The sequence below is a fragment of the Bacillus sp. 3255 genome, from assembly GCF_031456485.1.
In the GTDB taxonomy this organism is placed as follows: domain Bacteria; phylum Bacillota; class Bacilli; order Paenibacillales; family NBRC-103111; genus Paenibacillus_E.
The window spans coordinates 170,951-187,695 of record NZ_JAVDUS010000016.1 but is presented as its reverse complement, the minus strand read 5'-3'; the positions used below and the strand labels follow the sequence as shown (position 1 = coordinate 187,695).

Annotated in this window: 14 protein-coding genes and 1 tRNA gene; 13 read left to right on the top strand and 2 right to left on the bottom strand. The window is 51.3% G+C overall.

The features are described 5' to 3' along the window. From whiA to J2X61_RS23450, 3 genes are all read left to right on the top strand, one after another. Positions 1 to 948 carry a DNA-binding protein WhiA gene (gene whiA / locus J2X61_RS23460; protein ID WP_274472032.1) on the top strand — a complete coding sequence of 316 codons (948 nt, stop codon included), beginning with the start codon at positions 1 to 3 and terminating at the stop codon, positions 946 to 948. 132 nt (positions 949 to 1,080) lie between these two features. Next, positions 1,081 to 1,350 carry an HPr family phosphocarrier protein gene (locus J2X61_RS23455; protein WP_028555561.1) on the top strand — a complete coding sequence of 90 codons (270 nt, stop codon included), beginning with the start codon at positions 1,081 to 1,083 and terminating at the stop codon, positions 1,348 to 1,350. Between the two features lie 159 nt (positions 1,351 to 1,509). Further along, positions 1,510 to 3,333 carry a stalk domain-containing protein gene (locus J2X61_RS23450; protein WP_396135486.1) on the top strand — a complete coding sequence of 608 codons (1,824 nt, stop codon included), beginning with the start codon at positions 1,510 to 1,512 and terminating at the stop codon, positions 3,331 to 3,333. Positions 3,334 to 3,794: 461 nt separating this feature from the next. On the opposite strand, the gene clpP is transcribed toward J2X61_RS23450, so the two are convergent. Beyond that, positions 3,795 to 4,376 carry an ATP-dependent Clp endopeptidase proteolytic subunit ClpP gene (clpP, locus tag J2X61_RS23445; protein WP_274472034.1) on the bottom strand — a complete coding sequence of 194 codons (582 nt, stop codon included), beginning with the start codon at positions 4,374 to 4,376 and terminating at the stop codon, positions 3,795 to 3,797. A 200-nt stretch (positions 4,377 to 4,576) separates the two neighbouring features. Continuing rightward, positions 4,577 to 4,648, bottom strand: a tRNA-Arg gene (locus J2X61_RS23440). 238 nt (positions 4,649 to 4,886) lie between these two features. On the opposite strand from J2X61_RS23440, the gene J2X61_RS23435 reads away from it, so the two are divergent. From J2X61_RS23435 to rnr, 10 genes are all read left to right on the top strand, one after another. After that, complete coding sequence (locus tag J2X61_RS23435; protein WP_274472035.1) at positions 4,887 to 5,909, top strand: sugar-binding transcriptional regulator; 1,023 nt, start codon at positions 4,887 to 4,889, stop codon at positions 5,907 to 5,909. A gap of 78 nt (positions 5,910 to 5,987) precedes the next feature. After that, positions 5,988 to 6,992: a type I glyceraldehyde-3-phosphate dehydrogenase gene (gene gap / locus J2X61_RS23430; protein ID WP_274472036.1), complete on the top strand. Its 1,005-nt coding sequence runs from the start codon at positions 5,988 to 5,990 to the stop codon at positions 6,990 to 6,992. Between the two features lie 135 nt (positions 6,993 to 7,127). After that, positions 7,128 to 8,309: a phosphoglycerate kinase gene (locus tag J2X61_RS23425; RefSeq protein WP_310191007.1), complete on the top strand. Its 1,182-nt coding sequence runs from the start codon at positions 7,128 to 7,130 to the stop codon at positions 8,307 to 8,309. A gap of 26 nt (positions 8,310 to 8,335) precedes the next feature. Continuing rightward, on the top strand, positions 8,336 to 9,088 hold the full coding sequence (gene tpiA / locus J2X61_RS23420; RefSeq protein WP_274472038.1) for a triose-phosphate isomerase: 753 nt from the start codon (positions 8,336 to 8,338) through the stop codon (positions 9,086 to 9,088). A 1-nt stretch (position 9,089) separates the two neighbouring features. Continuing rightward, complete coding sequence (gene gpmI / locus J2X61_RS23415; protein ID WP_310191004.1) at positions 9,090 to 10,628, top strand: 2,3-bisphosphoglycerate-independent phosphoglycerate mutase; 1,539 nt, start codon at positions 9,090 to 9,092, stop codon at positions 10,626 to 10,628. A 38-nt stretch (positions 10,629 to 10,666) separates the two neighbouring features. Beyond that, positions 10,667 to 11,959 carry a phosphopyruvate hydratase gene (eno, locus tag J2X61_RS23410; protein WP_274472040.1) on the top strand — a complete coding sequence of 431 codons (1,293 nt, stop codon included), beginning with the start codon at positions 10,667 to 10,669 and terminating at the stop codon, positions 11,957 to 11,959. Between the two features lie 87 nt (positions 11,960 to 12,046). Continuing rightward, positions 12,047 to 12,763, top strand: a complete 717-nt coding sequence (locus tag J2X61_RS23405; protein WP_310191003.1) for a M50 family metallopeptidase — start codon at positions 12,047 to 12,049, stop codon at positions 12,761 to 12,763. Between the two features lie 106 nt (positions 12,764 to 12,869). Next, the gene (gene secG, locus J2X61_RS23400) at positions 12,870 to 13,106 is read left to right on the top strand and encodes a preprotein translocase subunit SecG (protein ID WP_274472042.1); all 237 of its coding nucleotides are present in this window, start codon (positions 12,870 to 12,872) and stop codon (positions 13,104 to 13,106) included. Between the two features lie 162 nt (positions 13,107 to 13,268). After that, entirely contained in the window at positions 13,269 to 13,979 is a 711-nt protein-coding gene (locus J2X61_RS23395) for an alpha/beta hydrolase (protein ID WP_310191001.1), read from the top strand. Between the two features lie 38 nt (positions 13,980 to 14,017). Further along, positions 14,018 to 16,705 (top strand): ribonuclease R, encoded by a 2,688-nt coding sequence (gene rnr / locus J2X61_RS23390; protein WP_310190998.1) that lies wholly within the window; start codon positions 14,018 to 14,020, stop codon positions 16,703 to 16,705. Positions 16,706 to 16,745: the final 40 nt, after the last annotated feature.

The window sequence follows — 16,745 nt, the reverse complement described above, 5'->3', positions numbered from 1 at the left end:
ATGTCCTTCGCGGCAACAACCAAAAAAGAATTGACCCTTATAACGGAATCGGAAGCCTGCTGCGAGAAAGCGGAGCTATCGGCTCTTATTCGAATGAATGGAGCTGTTCAGCTGACGAACCAACGCGTTGTGCTCGATGTATCCACCGAGAATGCGGCTATCGCCAGAAGGATCTATTCGTTAATCAAGAAGACGTACAAACTGCACACCGAGCTGCTGGTGCGGAAGAAAATGCGTCTGAAGAAGAATAACGTGTACATCGTTCGGGTGCCCGGTCAAGTCCAGGAGCTGCTTAGCGATCTGAAGATCGTTTCCGAAGGGTTTATTTTCACCACAGGCATCAACAAAGAGATTATCAAGGGCAATTGCTGCAAGCGCGCTTATTTGCGCGGGGCTTTCATGGCCGGCGGTTCGGTGAACAACCCCGAAGGGTCGTCGTATCACCTCGAAATCGCCTCGATTTATGAGGAGCATTGCAAAGCGCTTGTCCATTTGGCCAACAAGTTCGATCTTAATGCCCGCTTTATCGAACGTAAGAAGGGGTTCGTCCTGTATATCAAGGAAGGCGAGAAAATTATCGAGTTTCTAAGCATCATAGGGGCGCACCAAGCCTTGCTGCGCTTCGAGGATGTCCGGATTATGAAGGATATGAGGAACTCGGTGAACCGGATCGTCAACTGTGAAACAGCGAACCTGAACAAGACGATCGGCGCGGCGGTCAGACAGATCGAGAACATCCGTCTTCTCCAGAGAGAAGTCGGACTTGAGAGCTTGCCTGAGAAGCTCCGAGAGGTGGCCGAGATCAGGCTTCAGCATCCCGATCTGAATCTCAAGGAAGTCGGCGACATGCTGAAGGGCAACGTCAGCAAATCCGGAGTCAATCATCGTCTGCGAAAAATTGACGAATTGGCCGAAAAACAGCGAAATTCCAAGCTTTTGAGCTACTGAAGGGCAACTAAAGAAGTTTTTCTCATTTTTTCTAGTGTACTTCAGGGAAAAATGCTATAATGTTATAACAAGGAATAGCACTGTTATCAGTAGTAAATTCATATAAGCTCCACACTAGGGGGAATTAGTTCCATGTCCAGACGTCCAGTCGTTGTGAAGTTGAGAACAGGACTTCATGCCAGACCTGCGGCATTGTTTGTTCAAGAGGCGAATAAGTTTTCATCCGAGATCTTTGTTGAGAAAGATGAAAAGAAAGTGAATGCCAAAAGCATCATGGGTATTATGAGTCTTGCGATCAGTACAGGGACCGAAGTCTTCATAAGTGCAGAAGGTTCGGACGCAGAGCAGGCTGTAAACGCTTTAGTCACATTAGTCAGCAAGGAAGAGTTGGAAAACCAATAAATCCTTCAAAAGCTTCCTCTCGAGGAGGCTTTTTTGCCGGCAACCGTGAGATCTAGCGGATTCAATCAAGAAGTGTCAAACTTGTTAACTTTTACGGGAAAGTAGCAACCTTTTTCTCTTGGCAGCGTCTAATGAACGTGGTCGATGAAGGAAAGGGCTATTTGCCATTTTCAAATTTATGCATACAAACTGTTAAAGGAGCTAGGGAGAGAAATGAAATGGAATGCTTTAAAGAAAGAAATTGCCGTCATGCTTGCATCGCTGGTATTTCTGGCTAGTGTAATCGCCGCACCTGCCGCGCATGCGGTATCGACAAGTTCGTCCTTAATTTTACTTTATATCGATAAGGCCGAGGCATTCGTGAATGAAGAGCAGATTCACTTGGAATCGCCGGCCACTATTATTAATGGCAGCACATTCGTGCCAGCGAAGTTCCTGGGCGATACGCTAGGCTTCAAGGTCGAGTGGAACGCGGATTCCCGAACGATCCAGATGACCCCTCCGGGCTATAACATCGTGCTGGATGCAGACAACAAGACGATTACGACGAATGGTGAGGATATCCCTTTCGGTTCCGTCGCTTCGATCGTGAACGGGAAGCTGCTGGTGAAGCTGACATGGCTGGCCGACTACATGGGAGCGAAGTACACGTACAACAGTGAATTGCGCCGTGTGGAGATCGTCCATTTTAAAGCGCCTGAGGGCATCTACATTGACCAGGACAGCAATTCCAGACCTGTAGCCAAGTTCACTACGGCGAAGCCTACATACCGCCTTGGAGAGCCTGTGAAGTATTTGGATCTGAGCTACGATCCGGATGCGGAAGGCATTGCGTCCTATGAGTGGGTCGGCAATGAGGAAGCTTTCTTCAAGCCGGGGAAATATCCGGTAACATTGGTCGTGAAAGACCGTCATGGACATGTAAGCAAGCTGTTCAAAAACTATGTAACTGTTGTTGACGAAACGTATCTAAGTCAAATCGAGTACCCGATTTATACGAAGCCGGTTGGCGGATTCATCAAAACGGATTGGGGAACGATCTGGTCTCATTTTAACAATATGCCTCTGTTGCCGAATAAGGTGACGGAAGTGACCGGCCGCACGCTGCTCGTCAGCGACAGCCCGGAAGAGTTCACAGAGAAAGGGATTCTGTACCAGGATAACATCAATGGCAAAGCAAGATTGTATGCCGACCACATCAACGGAACCAAACAGAAGATGACGATGGCGATTTTCGCTACGAATAATACGGATAAACCGGTTACGATCAAAACAACGAACAAAGGCGAAGTATATCCTTCCGTTTATGCCAATCTGATCGGCAGCGAGGCTTCCGTCGACTTCCTGATGAACAATGTGTACACGGATCAGTTGACGGTTCCTCCGCACGAAACGTATATTTACTCGAAGCTCCCTGATTTCTATCCGGGGCAAGGCGTGAATCTGTTCTACGATGTGGAAACGGATGGTGAGCTGCAAATCACCTTCGGTGTAACCGATCAAAGGCTTATGACGTCGACGGTGAAGGAGCTTCCGTACTTGGCGTTCAACGGCCATGTGCGCGGGACGTTCCCGATATCGGAGCTTAAGTGGGATATCGATGCGGCAAGCTTCACGAAGACTTCCGTGCTCACCATAGGTGATAATAAGACGGATCCGTTCGTCAAAGGCTATGATGTGATGCGGAAGCAGAATGTGGAGAACGGCGGAAACTACGGCGTCGTTTATAAGATTCATGCCGATAAGCCGCGCAAAATGGCGGTTATGATGATGGCTAGAGGCGGCGTGTTCAAAGGGCCGTTCAAAATTAACGGCGAGATCATGCCGGTGCCGTGGTCCGGCGTAATTACAGCGTTCGACGGCATGCAAGTGCTGGCGCGCACGACCGGCACGGAAGATGCGCTCGATATCGAGTTCACGCCTCCGGCGGGATCGGCGTTCCCGATCGATTTGATCTTCTACCCGTTGGAAGATAAGAAGTAAAAAGAAGAGCCCAGGAGTGCTCCCGCTGGCGGAATCGCATGATTTCGCCGGGGAGTCTCTGGGGCTCTTGTTTGTTTTGGAGCAGGCAGCTGGCGGCTGGCAGAGGGCTTGCGCAGAGAGGCATTCCGCGGAGAACCTATGGCAGCCCGAGGGGGAGCGTAAGGCTGAAGGCTTGACGGAATCAATTACCGGGAATTTATCATGTTAATTCCTGCGTTATGCCCCAGTTGAAGGGGGGTTACAGGAAATTCTCCCGTTAATTTGCCGTCACGCCGCAGAAATGGGAGAGTTTCTTGGAAATTAACGTGATGATTTCCAGTTAATCAAGCTGGAGACCGCGATGGATTGAAGAATAACGGGAGATATTCCCGTTACGTTATCCATCCGCGAACAGCAAAAAACCAGCCGCAAAGCCGCTCGCAGGAGCGGCTTTGCAGGCTGGTTTCTTCACTTCGTATGGGTTAGACGCGCTCGATGACTTTATCGATAAGTCCGTATTCCATCGCTTCCGCAGCGCTCATGAAATTGTCGCGGTCCGTATCCTTCTCGATGCGCTCGAACGTTTGTCCTGTGCGCTCTGCGAGGATTTTGTTCAGGTTGTCTCTCATCTTTAAAATGCGCTTCGCGCGAATTTCGATGTCGGAGGCCTGGCCTTCAGCGCCGCCAAGCGGCTGGTGAATCATGACTTCACTGTTCGGCAGCGCATAGCGCTTGCCTTTGGCTCCTGCCGTCAGCAGGAAAGCGCCCATGGAAGCGGCCATACCAACACAGATAGTGGACACGTCCGGCTTGATGAACTGCATGGTGTCATAGATCGCCATGCCGGCAGTAATGGAACCGCCAGGGCTGTTGATATATAACGAGATATCTTTATCAGGATCTTGGGCGGCCAAGAAAAGTAACTGAGCAATGATGGAATTCGCCACGACATCGTTAACGCCCGTGCCTAAGAAAATAATGCGGTCCTTCAGCAAGCGTGAGTAAATGTCATATCCTCTTTCACCGCGCGCGTCCTGTTCGACGACCATAGGGATAAAACTCATGAGAATGACCTCCTTGGGTGGGTACATGGTTTAAATGATTAATTCTGGTGCATACTTTTTACAGTATCTACAAGTATGATAACGAAAAAACATCCAAAGGTCAAGAAAGGTCAAACTAACATCAAAAAAAATCAGTCGACCGACTGATTTCTCTTGTGTTTGTGCTTATTCTGCTGTAATACGCGTTATTCACACTAGTACGCGCCCGAAAGGAATCGAACCTTTATCTCAGGCTTCGGAGGCCTACGTCATATCCATTGGACCACGGGCGCACAAGAATTAAAAAAAGCGAAGCAAGGGTTATTATATGTCACCTCCGCGCAAAAAGCAAGACATTCCCTGATTCGCACATTTTTCAGAAAATTATATGAACAATTGTTGAATGTTCTGCCGATATTGGTTATAATAAAAAACGAGCAAGGCCAATTTTTTTTACCCGGGTGGGACACAAAATGTAGACCCGGGACATAAAACGTCCATCACGGAATCAGGAGCGTCAGAGGTCGTCATATGAGAGAAATTCTTGACATTCAGAAAAAGCTCTTGCCGGATCTCATGGACATCATGAAGAAGCGGTACTCCATTCTCCATCATATCTTGGTCTCCGGTGTAGTCGGACGCAGAACGCTAGCTTCTTCGCTCGACATGACGGAGCGGGTGCTCCGCGGTGAAGTCGAATTCCTGAAGGAGCTAGGACTTCTGGAATCAGATGCCTCAGGGATGAAGATTAGCGAGACCGGTCGTCAGCTGCTGGAAGATATGCAGCCGATCGTCAAGATTGCTTTCGGACTGACGGATCTGGAGGAAAGCATCGAGAAGGCGTTCGGCCTCAAGCAAGTCATCGTCGTTCCGGGCGATACGGACACTTCGGTCTTCACGAAGAAGGAGCTTGGACGCGCAGGAGCAGCAGCCTTGCGGAAATACGTGGCCAAGGGCGATATTATAGCCGTTACCGGCGGTTCGACCATGGCGCAGATTGCGAACAATTTGGCGATATCCTCGTCCATGAAGGGCAACTGGTTCGTACCGGCCCGGGGAGGACTTGGCGAAAGCGTGGATATGCAGGCGAACACCATCGCTTCCATTATGGCCAAGAAGACAGGCGGGAAATACAGGCTGCTTCATGTGCCGGATCATCTGGGTGAGGAAGCGTACCAGACGCTAATCCAAGATCCGCAGATTAAGGAAGTTGTTGACGCCGTGCGGAGTTGTCGCATCGTAATACACGGTATCGGAGATGCTATGGTCATGGCTCGAAGGCGTAAGGTGGATGCCGACACGACGCGCAGCTTGCAGGCAGACGGTGCTTTGGCGGAGGCGTTCGGATATTATTTTGACCGCCAAGGAAATGTCGTGCACAAGATGCCTACGGTTGGATTGCGCTTGGAGGATCTGCAGCGGACGGAAGTCGTCATCGGCGTGGCTGGGGGCAAGAGCAAAGGAGAAGCGATCGCTTCTGTACTCCGGCATGGCCAAGAGCATGTGCTGGTCACCGATGAAGCGGCAGCCATTGAGATTATGAAACATGTGTAAGCGAGACATCATAACGTAGGCTTGTATTAGATGCGTTTTGAAATAAATACAATTTGTTAATCTTAGGAGGAATTCCAAATGGTAAAAGTAGGTATTAACGGTTTCGGACGTATCGGTCGTAACGTATTCCGCGCAGCTCTGAACAACCCTGATGTGCAAATCGTAGCAGTAAACGATTTGACTGACGTGAAAACTTTGGCACACTTGCTGAAATACGACACAACTCATGGTAGACTTAACGCTACAGTCGAAGCAGGCGAAGGCGAACTGATCGTGAACGGCGTATCCGTGAAAGTATTCGCTGAGCGTGACCCTGGAAACCTTCCTTGGGCATCCGTAGGCGCTGAAATCGTTGTTGAGTCCACAGGTATCTTCACAGCGAAAGAGAAAGCTTCCCTTCACTTGAAAGGCGGCGCTAAGAAAGTTATTATCTCCGCTCCAGCTACAGACGAAGATATCACAATCGTACTTGGCGTGAACGAAGACAAATACGATCCGGCTGTTCACACTGTAATCTCCAACGCTTCCTGTACAACAAACTGCTTGGCTCCATTCGCTAAAGTAATCAACGATCAATTCGGAATCGTTAAAGGGATGATGACAACTGTTCACTCCTACACAAACGACCAATCCGTTCTTGACGTTCCACATAAAGACCTTCGCCGTGCTCGCGCAGCAGCTGAGAACATCATTCCTTCCAGCACTGGCGCAGCAAAAGCAATCGGTCTGGTATTGCCAGAACTGAAAGGCAAATTGAACGGTATGGCAATGCGCGTTCCTACACCTAACGTTTCCGTAACGGATCTGGTTGTAGAAACTAAAGTTAACGTAACAGTTGACGAAGTTAACGCTGCTCTGAAGGCTGCTGCTGAAGGCCCTCTGAAAGGCATCTTGAACTACTCCGCTGAGCCGCTTGTTTCCAGCGACTACAATGGTGATCCAGCTTCCTCTACCGTTGATGCATTGTCAACAATGGTAGTTGGCGACAACATGCTGAAAGTGGTTTCCTGGTACGACAACGAGTGGGGCTACTCCAACCGTGTAGTTGACTTGGCTGCTTTCATCGCCAAAAAAGGTCTGTAATTTCATAACATACACACACTAACAACCACATGAAGAGGAGAAGCGATTCTCCTCTTTATGTGCGATTTTCCCCTATATAACCAATGATCGGAAGTTCGGAAGTTAACCATACACACGTTCAGGAGGCTTTGACTTATGAGTAAGAAAAGTGTTCGCGATGTTGAAGTAGCTGGTAAAAAAGTTTTCGTTCGCGTTGATTTCAACGTACCTGTAGAAAACGGTCAAATTACGGACGATACACGGATCAGAGAAACGCTGCCGACGATTAAATATTTGATCGACAAAGGCGCGAAAGTTATTCTTGCAAGCCACTTCGGCCGTCCTAAAGGTCAAGTTGTGGAAGAATTGCGTTTGACACCGGTTGCGGCAAGATTGGCTGAGCTGATTGGCAAGCCGGTTGTGAAAGCGGATGAAGCGGTTGGCGAAACGGTAAAAGCGCAAGCGGCTGCTCTTGAGAACGGCGATGTGCTATTGCTGGAGAACGTACGCTTCTACGAAGGCGAAGAGAAGAACGATCCGGAATTGGCCAAAGCTTTCGCAGATCTGGCTGACCTGTTCGTGAATGACGCATTCGGTGCTGCTCACCGTGCGCACGCTTCCACTGCGGGGATTGCGGCTTACATACCGGCTGTATCCGGTCTTCTGATGGAGAAAGAGCTGGATGTCCTGGGCAAGGCGCTGAATAACCCTGAGCGTCCTTTCACAGCGATTGTCGGCGGATCCAAAGTCAAAGACAAAATTGCGGTCATCGAGAACCTCCTGAACATTGCAGACAACGTCCTGATCGGCGGCGGTCTATCCTATACATTCCTGAAAGCGCAAGGCTATGAAATCGGCAAATCCCTTCTGGATGAGTCCAAGCTTGATCTCGCGTTAAGCTTTATTGCCAAAGCGAAAGAAAAAGGCGTAAACTTCTTGCTTCCGGTGGATATCGTAGTTGCCGACAAATTCGGCGCAGATGCGAACACGCAAATCGTTAACATTGACAGCATTCCGGCTGACTGGGAAGGCATTGACATCGGACCGAAAACGCGGGCTATCTACGCAGACGTCATCGCCAAATCCAAGCTTGTTGTTTGGAACGGACCGATGGGCGTATTCGAAATCGAGCCATTCTCCCACGGTACGCGTGCTGTAGCGCAAGCGTGTGCAACAACCGAAGGTTACACGGTAATCGGCGGCGGTGATTCCGCAGCAGCAACTGAGAAATTCCACTTGGCTGAGCAAATGAACCACATGTCCACAGGCGGCGGAGCTTCCTTGGAGTTCATGGAAGGTAAAGCATTGCCAGGCGTTGTAGCCTTGAACGATAAATAATTTATTATCAAAGGAGCATAGATCCCATGAGCAGAAAACCGATTATCGCGGGTAACTGGAAAATGTTCAAAACCGTTTCCGAAGCCGTTAGCTTCGTGAACGAAGTAAAAGGCAGTACAACTGAAGGCGTTGAGAGCGTCATTTGCTCGCCGTTCACTAACCTGCCGGCGCTGGTTGAAGCTGTCAAAGGCACAGACCTGCATGTAGGTGCGCAAAACCTGCATTTTGAAGACAACGGTGCATTCACAGGCGAAATCTCCGGCGTTATGCTGAAAGATCTGGGCGTGGAGTATGTTATCATCGGTCACTCCGAGCGCAGAGCTTATTTCGCTGAAACGGATGAAATCGTGAACAAGAAAGTTGCAGCGGCTTTCAAACACGGCTTGAAGCCAATCCTGTGTGTAGGCGAGAAGCTGGAAGAGCGCGAAGCGGGCCAAACGAAGGATGTTTGCAAAGTGCAAACGGAAGCGGCTCTGTCCGGTCTGAGCGCAGAGCAAGCGGCGCAAGTCGTTATCGCTTACGAGCCGATCTGGGCGATCGGAACAGGCAAATCTTCCACAGCGGAAGATGCGCAAGACGTGATCGGTTACATTCGCCAACTGGTTGGCGACCTGTACGGCGCTTCGGTAGCGGCGGCAGTGCGCATTCAATACGGCGGCAGCGTGAAGCCGAACAACATCGCTGAGTACATGGCACAACCGGACATCGACGGCGCGCTTGTAGGCGGAGCGAGCTTGGAGTCCGCATCCTACATTCAACTCGTCCAGGGGGCGAAGTAACATGTCCAGACCGAAACCGGTAGCACTCATCATTCTCGATGGCTTCGGACTCCGCTCGGAAGAGCAGGGGAATGCGGTTGCTCATGCCAAAAAGCCGAACTATGACCGTTACTGGTCAACGTTTCCACATACGACGCTAACCGCTTGCGGTGAAGCCGTAGGTTTGCCTGAAGGCCAGATGGGGAACTCTGAAGTGGGACACCTGAACATCGGCGCAGGCCGTATTGTTTATCAGGATCTGACGCGGATTTCGAAATCGATTCGTGACGGCGAATTTTACGACAACGAAACGATCGTAGGCGCTGTGCGCCACGCCAAAGAGAACGGCAAGAAGCTGCACCTGTACGGACTGCTTTCCGATGGCGGCGTACACAGCCACATTCAGCACTTGTTCGCTTTACTGGACTTGGCGAAGAAAGAACAGTTCCAAGATGTGTACATCCATGCCTTCCTGGACGGCCGCGACGTGGCTCCGGACTCAGCGAAGAGCTACATGGCAAGCCTTCAAAATAAAATTGCGGAAGTCGGCGTAGGCCATATTGCGACCGTACAAGGCCGCTATTATGCGATGGACCGCGATAAGCGTTGGGAGCGTACGGAGAAATCGTACCGCGCCATGGTTTACGGGGAAGGTCCGACATATACGGATCCGATGAAAGCGATCATTGAATCCTACGAGAAATCGATCTTCGACGAGTTCGTCATGCCGACGGTTATCGTCGGTGCCGACGGCAAGCCGGTCGGTCTCGTGGAGTCCGGCGATGCCGTAGTCTTCTTCAACTTCCGTCCTGACCGCGCGATTCAATTGTCGCAGGTCTTCACGAATGCAGACTTCCGCGGCTTCGACCGCGGCCCTAAAGCCGCTAAGAACCTATACTTCGTATGTTTAACGCTGTTCAGCGAGTCCGTTGACGGCTATGTGGCCTACAAGCCCAAAGATCTCGACAACACGCTCGGCGAGGTGCTGGCTCAGAACGGCCTCACGCAGCTTCGCGCAGCGGAAACCGAGAAATACCCGCACGTGACGTTCTTCTTCAGCGGCGGCCGCGATGCAGAGCTTCCGGGTGAAACACGCCTGCTGATCCCTTCGCCGAAGGTCGCAACCTACGACCTGAAGCCGGAGATGAGCGCTTACGAGCTCGCGGATGCGGTCGTGAAAGAGATCGAAGCGGAACGCCACGATGCGATCATCCTGAACTTCGCCAACCCCGACATGGTTGGTCACTCCGGATTGCTGGAGCCGACTGTGAAGGCGATCGAAGCGACGGACGAGTGCCTGGGCAAAGTCGTCGAGGCGGTTCTTGCCAAGGGCGGCGTCGTCTGCATCACGGCCGATCACGGCAACGCCGATGTGGTCACGAACGCGGACGGTTCCCGCAATACGGCGCACACGACGAATCCGGTCCCTTTCATTGTGACGGACAAATCTGTTACACTAAGAGACGGTGGAATTTTGGCAGATATTGCCCCAACATTGCTGGATTTCTTACAGGTTAAACAGCCGGAACAAATGACCGGAACATCGATCCTTAAGAAATAGCAACCAAACTTATATTATTTAAAGGAGTGTTTTCTGCAATGACTATTATTTCTGATGTTTACGCACGCGAAGTACTGGATTCCCGCGGTAATCCAACGGTTGAAGTTGAAGTATATCTGGAGTCCGGCGGCTTCGGACGCGCTATCGTCCCTTCTGGCGCTTCCACAGGCGCATACGAGGCTGTTGAGCTTCGTGACGGAGACAAAGGCCGTTACCTGGGCAAAGGCGTTCTGAAAGCCGTTGAGAACGTGAACGAAATCATCGCTCCTGAAATCATCGGTTTGGACGCTCTTGACCAAGTCGGCATCGACTCCAAAATGATCGAGCTTGACGGCACGCCGAACAAAGGCAAACTGGGCGCTAACGCGATCCTGGCTGTTTCCATGGCTGTAGCCCGCGCAGCTGCCGACGCTTTGGATGTTCCACTGTACACATACCTTGGCGGATTCAACGCCAAAACGCTTCCGGTTCCAATGATGAACATCATCAACGGCGGAGCGCACGCAGACAACAACGTTGACGTGCAAGAATTCATGGTTCTTCCGGTTGGCGCACCGACATTCAAAGAAGCTCTTCGCATCGGCGCAGAGATTTTCCATAGCTTGAAATCCGTATTGAAAGAAAAAGGCTTGAACACGGCTGTTGGCGACGAAGGCGGCTTCGCTCCTAACTTCACATCCAACGAAGAAGCGATCACAACGATTCTTGCGGCGATTGAGAAAGCCGGCTTCAAACCAGGCGTTGACGTATTCTTGGGTATGGACGTAGCTTCCACTGAGTTCTACAAAGACGGTAAATATGTGCTTGAAGGCGAAGGCAAATCCTTCACATCCGCTGAGTGGGTTGACTTCTTGGCTGCATGGGTTGACAAATACCCAATCATCACAGTTGAAGACGGCTGTTCCGAAGACGACTGGGAAGGTTGGAAATTGCTTACTGAGAAATTGGGCGGCAAAGTTCAACTTGTTGGTGACGACCTGTTTGTTACAAACACAGAGCGTCTATCCACGGGTATTGAGCAAAACATCGCAAACTCCATCTTGGTTAAAGTTAACCAAATCGGTACGCTTACCGAAACATTCGATGCGATCGAAATGGCAAAACGCGCTGGCTACACAGCGGTTATCTCCCACCGTTCCGGTGAGAGCGAAGACAGCACAATCGCCGATATCGCGGTTGCTACGAACGCCGGCCAAATCAAAACAGGCGCACCTTCCCGTACGGACCGCGTAGCGAAGTACAACCAGCTTCTTCGTATCGAAGACGAGTTGTTCAACGTGGCTCAATATGCAGGCAAAAAAGCATTCTACAACTTGAGAAACTTTAAGTAAGATCGAAACGTAGTAATAACTAAATAATGCCGGGCGGGCCGGTGGCAGTGCCACCGGCTTGCCCATGCAACCTTAGGGGGTCATTGCATGAGCAATTGGGTGAAGACTATTTTATTTTTGATAGGGTCCGCACTGCTCACGCATTGGATCCCCTCTTCTTTTTTCCGCAACCTGGACACGATGGTCCATGAGTTCGGGCATGCCGTCATGACGCTCGCGCTTTCTGGGCAGGTGCAGCGAATCGAGCTTTATGCCAACCACAGCGGGGTCACGTTATCGGCCATCTCACAGGCGAGATCATGGTCCATAATTCCCGTCGCATTGGCTGGGTATATGACCGCTTCTTTATTCGCCTGGTTCCTGTTCTCCGTCTTCGCCAAAGGCAGGCAGCATATCGGGTTTATGGTTATGATCGCCATATCGGCGGTTTCATTGGCTTTGTTCGTCCGCAACGGGTTCGGGATGTTATTCCTGATCGGCTTCATCGGACTGACAGGCGTTATGATGGCTGTGCCTTTCAAATGGATGCGGGACTTCTACTATCTGCTGCTCGCCTTCTTATGCTTGGAGGAATCGGTATTCGGACCGATCACCTTGGTTCAATTGGCTTGGATGAATGCGAGGCAGGCAGGGGATGCTACGAACTTGGCGCTGCATACGGGAATACCGGCCATGGCGTGGGCGATCATGTTCACCTTGTTCGCCTTGTGGTGCGCGAAGCAGGCGGTTCAAGCTTTCCTGGGACGGGGACGAAGAGCAAGGAGTATGGGGCGTCCGGCTCCCTCGACCACTTATCGAGAGTAGGCATTAGGGAGCTGGCTGGGCTCTTTATTGTATTCTAGGACGAACTGTGTTAAAATACTCATGCTAGTTATAGAAGCAAAAGTTCAGGCAATTGGGGTGCTAATAAATGTTAATCTTTATGAAAATTTTGTTGATCATAGCTTCCGTTGGATTGATTGCGGTTGTCCTCCTGCAAAAAGGGAAAAGCGCAGGTTTGTCCGGTGCCATTTCCGGTGGTGCGGAGCACTTATTTGGTAAACAAAAGGCACGCGGTTTGGAGCTTTTCTTGTCCCGTTTCACGATGGGGCTTGCTGCTGCATTTTTCATTCTTTCCATTGTCGTAGCTTACGTAGTGAAATCCTAACACACATAAAACGATAACAGCAGGGGAAATCTACTCCTGCTGTTTTTTCATTTTAAGCGGGCTTGCAGGCAGGAGATGTTCAAGATCGAGAGCAGAATTTACAAGTCAACCGAGCCTTTTTACTGGACAGGCAGTGGTAGGAACCAAGAGATAGGCATATTAATGATTCATGGGTTTACAGGATCCCCTTCGGAGTTCCGAAGAATCGGCTACGAGCTGAAGGATCAAGGGTACACCATAGAGGCCGTCAGGCTGCCAGGCCACGGCACGTCACCCGAAGATATGATACGAACCGGATGGACGGATTGGTATGGGCATGTGCTGGAGAGCTACGACAAGCTGGCAAACACTTGCAAAAGCGTAGTCGTTATGGGACATTCAATGGGAGGCTTATTGGCCTTGAAGCTGGCCGTAGAACGCCAAGTGGCGGGCGTTATTTCGCTTGCTACGCCCATTTATTTGACTTCCAGGAAATCGGCGCTTGCGTTCGTCGTCCAATACTTTGTCAAATATATAAACAAGAAGCCTCGTGCTTTCTCCACGATTTTAGATGAGTCATGTGCATATACCAAAACGCCGATTCGCTGCGTCGTCAGCTTGCGAAAGCTGTTAAGGCATGTTAAGAAGCTGCTCCCCCGGGTAGCGGTCCCGGTCTGGATCGGGCAGGGGAACAGGGATGGTGTCGTCCATCGCGACAGCGCCGCCTATCTGTATGAACGGATTCGCTCCACCGTGAAGGAACTTCGCTACTACCCGAAGTCTTCACACGGTCTGCTGCTGGATCAAGAGCGGGAGCATGTATATGCGGATATCTCGGCGTTTATCCTTTCTCTGCAAGTGGCATACTATGGAGTAAAGAAACAAGTACGGTGAATTTGAGCTAGGCTCAACAACAAGAAAAGGTGAAAAGTATGGTAAAAGATCAAGATATTATCGCTTTAATGCAAGATGAGGCTTATAAGCCTATGTCCTACAAAGAGCTCGAGAAACATTTTGGGATTACAGGGGCAAACGAATTTAAAGATTTTATCAAGTTATTAAATCAGATGGAAGAAAGCGGGCACGTCGTTCGCGCCGCGAATGACCGCTACGGCGTACCGGAACGGATGAATCTGGTCAGAGGGAAGCTGCAAGCGCACGCTAAGGGCTTCGCTTTCTTAATTCCGGAGGACCGCGATCATCCTGATGTGTACATTAATGCGCACGACTTGAATACCGCGATGAACGGCGATACGGTATTCGTGAAGATTACGTCGAGAAGTGCCGGCGGAGGCCGATTGGAAGGCGAGGTCGTGCGGATCATATCGCGTGCCAATACGCAGATCGTAGGCGTTTTCCAGGGACAAGAGACATATGCATTCGTTATTGCGGACGATAAGCGGGTAACGCGGGACATTTTCATTCCTCAGCATGCTTTCAACGGGGCGGTCACAGGACAGAAGGTCGTTGTGAAGATCGTGAATTATCCGGAGGGGCGCTCGGCTGCGGAAGGGGAAGTCATCGAGATTCTCGGTCATAAGGATGATCCGGGCGTTGATATTCTGGCCATTGTGCGCAAGTTCCAGCTGCCTGAGGCATTCAGCGAAGAAGTGCTTGCGGAAGCGGATGCCGCTCCGGACTCCATTACGGAAGACGAGATCGTCAGCCAAGGACGCCGCGATCTGCGTTCCAAGCGCATTGTTACGATTGACGGCGAAGACGCCAAGGACTTGGATGATGCGGTGAACGTCGAGGTTCTGGACAACGGTCATTACAAATTAGGCGTTCATATTGCGGATGTCAGTTATTATGTTCGCGAAGGCACGGCGCTTGATATCGAGGCCTATAACCGCGGCTGCTCGGTGTATCTCACCGATCGGGTGATTCCGATGCTGCCGCACCGGCTGTCGAACGGCATATGCTCGCTTAACCCGCGGGTGGACCGGCTCACTATGTCCTGCGAGATGGAGTTTGACGAAAATTTAAAAGTCGTGAATCATGAGATTTTCACCAGTGTCATCAGGACTAGCGAGCGCATGACTTACACGAATGTCCGCAAACTGCTGACCGGTGAAGCGGAGCCGGAACTTGTGGAGCGCTATGCGTATTTAATGGAAGACTTTAAGCGGATGGAAGAGCTGTCTGCGAGATTGCGGTCCAGAAGGATGAAGCGCGGAGCGATTGATTTCGATTTCGAGGAATCCAAAATTATCGTAGATCCCGAAGGCAAGCCGACGGATATCGTGAAGAGAGAGCGTTCCGTCGCGGAAATGATGATTGAGGAGTTCATGCTGGCGGCTAATGAAACAGTAGCCGAGCATTTCTCGTGGATGAAAGTGCCTTTCTTGTACCGTGTCCATGAGGATCCGGATGCCGAGAAGCTGATGAATTTCATGGAATTCGTGACCAACTTCGGATACGCCGTCAAAGGCAAAGGCAATTCGGTACATCCGCGCGCACTGCAGACCTTGCTGGAAGATATCAAGGGGACGCCGGAGGAGACGGTCATCAGTAAGGTAATGCTTCGTTCGATGAAGCAGGCGCGTTATGATGCGCAGAGCTTGGGGCATTTCGGCTTGGCTGCCGAGTTTTACTCGCATTTTACTTCGCCGATTCGCCGCTATCCGGATCTGATTATTCATCGGGTCATTCGTGAAGTGCTGGAGAGCGGGACGCTGTCGGATACGCGTCATGAGTATTTAGCTTCCCGCATGAACGATATTGCTCAGCAATCGTCCGAGCGTGAGCGCGTAGCGGTCGATGCTGAGCGGGAAACCGAGGCGTTGAAGAAGGCGCAGTACATGCTGGATAAGGTCGGCGAGGAGTTCGAAGGCATCATTTCCAGCGTAACCGGCTTCGGCATGTTCGTGGAGTTGGATAATACGGTGGAAGGCTTGATTCGCTTGAGCGATCTTACCGACGACTATTACAACTATCATGAGCGCCAGCATGCCTTGATCGGCGAGCGTACCTCCAAAATTTATCAAATCGGGGACAGCACCAAGGTACGAGTAGCCCGTGTGAATATGGATGAGCATACGATTGACTTCGAGCTCGTGGATATGAAGCCTCGCAAAGAGGGCGGATTCAGCCGCGGCGGCGGTGGCGGCAAGTTCAAAGGCGCCGGCGGGTTCAAGGGCTTCCGCAGCGGCAAAGGAAAGCCGGAGAAGGGCAAAGGCGGCTATACGAAGGGTAAAGGCGGTTTCGCCAAGTCTCCTGGCGGCGGCGAAGCAGCGAAAGCAGGCCGCGGAGGAGCCTCTATCGGCGATAAATCCGCTGAGGGAGGGCGTTTGCGCCAAGGCGATGCGGCAATCCCGGCAGGCAAACCGCGTCGCAGCAAAGCTGGCGGCGCACCGCTGAGCGAGAGCCGCAGCAAACGCGGCAAGCGCGGTCCCAAGCTGAGCGAAGGCGGCAGCTTGAGCGCAAGGCTGGAGTCTGTCGGCGCCGGGCGGACAGACAGCGGTGTGGGCCGCAGCGAAAGCAAGCGCGGCCGCGGCGGCATTGCGCTGGGGGGTGGCGAAGCCCCGGCGAGCGATTGGGCGAGCGGCGTGAACGCGCTCGCCAAGGGCGGCCGCCGGCGGAGCGAGGACGGCGGTAGCGGTAAGAAGCGGCGGAAATAACGCCGCTTCTTGCTTTTCGGGCTTGATCTTGCTACAATAG